Below are 5,883 nucleotides of genomic sequence, written 5' to 3' on the forward strand. Positions count from 1 at the left end.
CAGTTTTCAGTTGCATTAATCATAAGGCTATAATATAAAAGCAGTTTTTAACCACCACATGTAGATTTTATTATTACCTCAACAGAGGTTACCTCCAATATGGAGCACCACAACAATAAAACGATATTTTATTGTTGTGCTAACTATCTATATGATGTGTATTCCAAATACTGAAAAACAGCGTTATGTCATGACTAAAACCATAAAAATAATTTTCCTAGCTTTACTCTTTTCGTCTTATCATGCCCATGCTTCTATGTATATTGGTAGTAAGTTAGGTTTCAGTGAGATCGACTCCAACCAAGAATTAAACGCTGACCAATCAAGTGAATCACCTTCAGAAGATGCAGATATATATGGTGGGTTTGGTATTGATATTGGTTGGGTGTCTGACATGAATCGATATCGAATATTTTACACTTTTGAACAGTTTGATTCTGAGACAGAGCGACTCAATAGTGCTGATAAAGTCGTAATGAAAACAAGCGATAGTATTTCTCAGCACCTACTCAATGCAGAGTACCTATTCTTATCGCAACGTAATTGGAACCCCTATGTGGGGATTCATGCAGGTTTTCATCAGCGAGAAACAATCGACAGCAGTAACGACTTTAACAGCTTCACCTCGTCAGGCCTAACCTATGGTGCGCAAACGGGGATAGTAGGCCGTATAGGTCGGCACTTTTCACTCGACTTTGGTATGCGACTGTCAGTAATTAATAGCTCAATGAACAATAAAAATAATCAAGCCAATAACACTTTTAATGTTACGAACAGCATGCTAACGGTTGTATATTTTGGTGCCAATTACCGCTTTTAGGTTATGTTGATTATGCAAACTTACATTGTGAAAATGACCACGCAGCATTAGCATTCAATAAAAAAAAGACATCCCTAATGGATGCTTGCGTGTGATTATTTATTAATTCACATTTAATCTATGTATTAATTAAAAAGTAATATTGATAATTACACTTATATCGGTATAGAATCCACATTAATCAAACACCGTACAAATACAGAATGGTGTTTTAAAAAAATTATGTACATTAAAATTCAGCAGACAACCTTTTGGTTATCTACTGAGGATAAGAAGCTAACAGTGCTATAAGCTACTCACTAAGAAGTAGTCATAGCCTCATCATGGAAAATACAAGAAGCACACACTATGGACAAATTAACTACCGACTTCCGATTTATGAAATCAACATCTACTTTTTTACAATGGTTAGCCGACAACCATAATGCTCCGCAAAACATAAAGTCACCTCTTATTGGCTGGCAGCACCCTTCTCAGGTTGAAATTAACGAAGCGTTGGATTCCCTGAAGGCATTGCTTGGTCTATCAGAAACTGATATCGCTTATATGCTAGGGTCTTCAGCCTCTCGCGGTAACGCAGGTCGTATGATTAAACGCTGGCGCGACGGTGAAGCTAAGATTCCATACGCTACCTGGTTAGTGACGTTATCTATGCTGGGCCGCACAACAGTACCTAACTTCAATCAGCAACAACCAACAATACATACAGAGCACCCGCTTTTGTCCGAAACACTTTAAATTCATTTTTTAAAGACAATTGTGCTATCGATACTTTGATTGATATTAACGATAAGCGTCTCTCTAACCGCTATTTCGGCTCAATAAAAAAAGCCCCTTTCACTACCGTCGAAAGGGGCTTTTCTTTACATATTTTGCACAGTATTAAAACTGTGGCTGACTTATCGTATTAACTAGCCGACGTTATTGAGCGTCATCCGCTGCGCTTAGCGCCTTTGGGGTCACATCTAGTTTTTCTTTTAGCCACAAGCCAGACGATTTCATGCAATAGCCAAACACGACACCCAGTAATAATGAAGGCACAACAAGTTGCCAGTCACCGTTAGCTGCAAAGGTTGCACACGAGCCAATGAAAGTACCAGGAATGAAATTCAGCCAAGTCTGCTTCGCTTGTACACACATAAAGAATGCAACAACGGCAGTGACTATATAGCCAATGATCTCTAAGCTAAACTCACTGGATAGCTTTAGAATAACCATCGCCCAGAAAACACCACTTAGGTTCGTCGCAATACTTAAGCCAACACCTTTAAGGCCATCTTTGGGTGATGCAAAATACGTTGTACAGCCAAGAAAGCCAGCCCAACTTAGTAAACCTAAAGAGACAGCCACCCATCCCCAAATACCCGATAAAATACCCGTAGTGATCGCAATTGCAACTAGCACTGACATATGAACCAACCTAACTGTTTATTAAGGAAACAGTCTAAACAAGCACACACGCAATCACAGCTACATTGATCACATAATAAAGTAATAGAGTGATACGAAGACATATAGAATGCGATGCAGATCACCATTTAATGGCTATTTTCAACACAATAGAACAGATAACCAACAAGTTCTCTTTTACCTTTATTTTATCCAATCATCACAGTGTTTTCATATAGAAACAATAGTGCGCATTAGCGATTATAAATTGCGGATATTTACCACTATGCTAAGTTATTGCCACTTAAAAATTATGTACTAATAACCGCCTGATACATTGATAAATACAATGATAAAAGCGCTGTTATGAGCCAATCTGCGGAGTGATCATGGGCCCATTAATGCTTGATGTATCTGGCTACGAGCTAGATGCAGAAGAACGTGAAATAATTCAACATCCTACAGTCGGTGGGATTATCTTTTTTGCCCGAAATTATCACGATCGCGCCCAACTGCGTGCATTAGTAAAAGATATTAGAAAAACAGCGAACCGCCCTATGCTGATCGCAGTCGATCAAGAAGGTGGCCGCGTTCAACGCTTCCGCGATGAATTTACACTTTTACCACCCGCTAAGGCCTTTGCTGCACAAAAAGAAGGACAAACGCTAGCTCTTCAAGGTGGCTGGCTGATGGCGGCTGAATTGCTCGCTATGGACATCGATCTCAGCTTAGCTCCTGTATTAGACCTAGGTTTTGATTGTAAAGCTATTGGGGATCGTGCGTTTTCAGATGATCCGCAGCAAGTATTCACTTATGCGTCTCAGTTTATTAGAGGCATGAAAGAGGCAGGCATGGCAACGACAGGGAAACACTTCCCTGGACATGGTGGCGTATTAGCTGATTCTCACTTAGAAACCCCTATCGACTCTCGCGACAACATTAAACACCATGATATGACAGTATTTAAGCAACTGATTGATCACAAGCTATTAGATGCAATGATGCCAGCACACGTTGTATTTGATGCTTATGACGATCAACCCGCAAGTGGTTCTGAATACTGGCTTAAGAAAGTACTACGCCAAGATCTTAGTTTCAAAGGTGTCATCTTTTCAGATGACCTCAACATGAAAGGCGCAGACGTAATGGGGAGTTACAGCGAACGTGCGATTGCAGCTCAACAAGCCGGCTGCGACATGGTAATGCTTTGCAATAACCGCCAAGGTGCTATCGAAGCACTCGATGGTTTACCGCAAACTCAAGTACCGCACCTTGAAACACTTTTAAAACGCCCTTGTGGTGAATACAGCGATCTCATTCGCTCTGAACGCTGGAAATCAACTCAAGCAACTATTCAACGCGTACGCGAAGATTGGTTCTCAAACCAAGGTTAACAGTCAGAGTTGTACTGTTTACTTCACTAAAATGAACGCATCATGGCAATACAACGTGCAATAAGATAAACAACAATATGTGCCAGCGAGGTCGATCATACTGGCTGGCACTTTTCATTTTAAGTACTTAACACTCATCAACTTGGTTATACAACAGCGTAGGTGGGATATTAAAACGTTTAGTTAACGATTTTCGAGATACCATACTCTTGCAGTAATACGCAAAATCTCGAAATGGCATCGGACGACCAAAATAGAAGCCTTGCTGTAAAGTCACTCCATGCTTAGCTAGATAGCGGGACTGCTCCTCTGTCTCAACGCCTTCGGCTATCATTTCCATTTGAGCTTCACGACCAAAAGCAATTATCGAGTCCAATAATGATAATTTAAGGTCTGCTGTTCCTATCGTTTCAACAAACATTTTATCGATTTTAATACTGCGAATATCCAGTTGTTGAATATAGCTGAAGCCACCATAACCTGTTCCAGCATCGTCTAGCTTCACATCTATGCCTTGAGTTCGGAGTGTCTCAATCACTTGCGATGCCATCGATAAATTAGTAAAACGCTTACGTTCCGTGACTTCAAATGCCAGTTGAGATGGCAACAAAGGCGACTCATCCAATATTGCGAGTGAACTTGCCAACACCTCAACATGTTCCAGTTGATCGGGTACAATATTCACACTAATGACTTGTTGAGTGTCACCCCAGTTAAGCTTAGAAACATCACCGATCGCTTTCTCAATGAGCTGCTCTGTTATCGGTAAAATCTGTCCGCTTTTCTCAACATAAGGAATAAACTCCATTGGAGATATCAGGCCTTGCCCATGCCGTTTCCAGCGAGCCAACATTTCGCAGCCGTACAGGCTATTAGTCGATACATCAACAATCGGCTGATAATAAGGTATAAACTCTCGCTGTATTATCCCTTGTTCAACCAATGCATGTAATGACATTTTTCGATATTCAAAGAAGCGAATAATGACTAACGCAATAAAGCCAATACCAAAGCCAAGTATAAGTAGCGGAATGAGCATTTTACTGTGGTAGATAGACAGTAATTGAGGCGACACATAGACACGAATATTAATGCCATTGTCTAGGTTCATGCTAAATAAGATAGGTTGTGAGAATAACGCCGCATCACCACGCCAAAATGAAACTGTCGGATTATCAACAGCTGAAATTGCCGTCAGCACACAGTTTTTGCAATATTTATGACGTATGGCTTCAGTAACTATCGGCTCCATGTGCACATAAAGTGACCCCTTTTCACCTTGCCACTGTGCCACTAGCAAACTCTGCTCATTTCTAGAACCAGATGTTACCCACAAAGAAGACTGTTCAGACAAGGTTGAAATTAAGGGTGACAAGCTGTTTTCACCACTTGCTCCTTCAAAACTTGAACACTGAGAACCATCAGAGTTATGCAACGATAAACGGCGTAGCGCATAATCATTGTAGGTAATATGCTTTAACTGGTGGCGATCTAATGCCTTGCAATCAAATAGAAATAATTTAGACAGCGTTTCCAGCTTACTATCCAAAGAATCAACTTGCTGACTGTACTGCTGAAGCATGTTTTTAGCATCATTGCTAATAGTGTGCTGCAAATAAAGCTTTGACACATAACTACTTGTCGAAACAAGTAATGCACCACATAGAAACATGAAGAGCAGGCTGGCGACCCAGTTGCGTAAGTTCATTGAAGCGAACAGAGCACTCATTTTCAATGGCGATGAAGATTGGCTGTTTGAAGGCATATGAGGAAATAATTAGAAATCAAATGTCATTATTTATGTGCAACATGAGCACATCCGTGTGTTGTTAAACGATATTGATAAATCGCCAACTTAACAAGCAAAATCGTCACTATATATACGACTTAGATCATGTCTTATTAGATTGTTCGTTACAAAAAATACAAAATAAAATCATATAGATAGTGATAGAACTATGAATAGCATGCAAATGACAGCAACGTACGAACAGTGCTCATTGGGTATAGATGGTGTGGGTATAAAACGAAATAAGAAAAGTGACAAGCAGGGCATGGAAAAGAGAATGAAAGAACAACCAATCTAAACAGTTGTTTAGATTGGCATTTATCGGTTAATCATCGCAAAATGTGAATTAAAGAGATTCGCGCGAGTAATCAACATTTTTGGTGCATTTTTTCTCACGAGTAATGACGAAAATACCACCAACAATAAATGCAAGAACTAGAACAATTTCCATAAACTGACCTTATAAAATTAAATTATATTAATCTGTAAAT

At 39.9% G+C, this 5,883-nt stretch carries 6 protein-coding genes; 4 read left to right on the top strand and 2 right to left on the bottom strand.

The genetic code is table 11. From position 1 onward, the window contains the following. The first annotated feature begins 136 nt into the window (after positions 1-136). Both ASV53_RS22140 and ASV53_RS22145 read left to right on the top strand, forming a co-directional pair. Complete coding sequence (locus tag ASV53_RS22140; protein WP_094958710.1) at positions 137-820, top strand: outer membrane beta-barrel protein; 684 nt, start codon at positions 137-139, stop codon at positions 818-820. Between the two features lie 348 nt (positions 821-1,168). Then, positions 1,169-1,558, top strand: coding sequence for a hypothetical protein (locus ASV53_RS22145; protein ID WP_062691222.1), 390 nt, complete (start codon positions 1,169-1,171; stop codon positions 1,556-1,558). Positions 1,559-1,741: 183 nt separating this feature from the next. Here the strand turns inward: ASV53_RS22145 and ASV53_RS22150 are convergent, their stop codons facing one another. Then, positions 1,742-2,230, bottom strand: coding sequence for a DUF1097 domain-containing protein (locus tag ASV53_RS22150; protein ID WP_094958711.1), 489 nt, complete (start codon positions 2,228-2,230; stop codon positions 1,742-1,744). A 368-nt stretch (positions 2,231-2,598) separates the two neighbouring features. On the opposite strand from ASV53_RS22150, the gene nagZ reads away from it, so the two are divergent. Beyond that, a complete protein-coding gene (gene nagZ, locus ASV53_RS22155; RefSeq protein WP_094958712.1) occupies positions 2,599-3,603 on the top strand; it encodes a beta-N-acetylhexosaminidase in 1,005 nt (334 codons plus the stop codon). 127 nt (positions 3,604-3,730) lie between these two features. Here nagZ and ASV53_RS22160 read toward each other — a convergent pair whose 3' ends face one another. Next, complete coding sequence (locus ASV53_RS22160) at positions 3,731-5,332, bottom strand: EAL domain-containing protein (RefSeq protein ID WP_500690244.1); 1,602 nt, start codon at positions 5,330-5,332, stop codon at positions 3,731-3,733. 229 nt (positions 5,333-5,561) lie between these two features. Here ASV53_RS22160 and ASV53_RS26180 point away from each other — a divergent pair, with 229 nt between their 5' ends. Beyond that, positions 5,562-5,690, top strand: a complete 129-nt coding sequence (locus ASV53_RS26180) for a hypothetical protein (RefSeq protein WP_261859056.1) — start codon at positions 5,562-5,564, stop codon at positions 5,688-5,690. Positions 5,691-5,883 lie beyond the last annotated feature (193 nt).

It is taken from the genome of Photobacterium sanguinicancri, assembly GCF_002265265.1.
Taxonomy (GTDB): domain Bacteria; phylum Pseudomonadota; class Gammaproteobacteria; order Enterobacterales; family Vibrionaceae; genus Photobacterium; species Photobacterium sanguinicancri.